This window comes from Methylosinus sp. Sm6 (assembly GCF_019802345.1).
GTDB lineage: Bacteria > Pseudomonadota > Alphaproteobacteria > Rhizobiales > Beijerinckiaceae > Methylosinus.
Genome location: NZ_JAINDZ010000150.1, coordinates 1 through 570, shown reverse-complemented (window position 1 = coordinate 570; position 570 = coordinate 1). Strand labels below are relative to the sequence as shown.

Here is a 570-nt window from a genome sequence, read left to right as displayed (position 1 = left end):
ACGCAGGCGTTCCTGTGGGAGAACTTCAAGCTCCCGTTCGGCGCGACCTTCGCGGTGCTGGGCCTGCTGATCGGCGAGTGGATCAACCGCTACTGCAACTTCTGGGGCTGGACCTACTTCCCGATCAGCCTCGTGTTCCCGTCCGCCCTGGTGGTTCCGGCTCTGTGGCTGGACATCATCCTGCTGCTGTCGGGCTCCTATGTGATCACGGCGGTGGTCGGCGCGCTGGGCTGGGGTCTGCTGTTCTACCCGAACAACTGGCCGGCGATCGCGGCTCTGCATCAGGCGACCGAGCAGCATGGCCAGCTGATGTCCCTCGCGGACCTCGTCGGCTTCCACTTCGTCCGCACCTCGATGCCCGAGTATATCCGCATGGTCGAGCGCGGCACGCTGCGCACCTTCGGCAAGGACGTCGTTCCGGTGGCCGCGTTCTTCTCCGGCTTCGTGTCGATGATGGTCTACTTCCTGTGGTGGTTCGTCGGTAAGTGGTATTCGACCACCAAGGTGATCTCGAAGATCTGATCGAAGAGACGCGAAAAGCTTCTCTTTGGTCCCTCGGAAAAGGAAAGG

Annotated in this window: 1 protein-coding gene; it reads left to right on the top strand. The window is 61.9% G+C overall.

The annotated features are described in order from the left end of the window. A partial coding sequence (locus K3F48_RS24005; RefSeq protein ID WP_222577950.1) for a methane monooxygenase/ammonia monooxygenase subunit A occupies positions 1–522 on the top strand: 522 nt, incomplete at its 5' end. Positions 523–570: the final 48 nt, after the last annotated feature.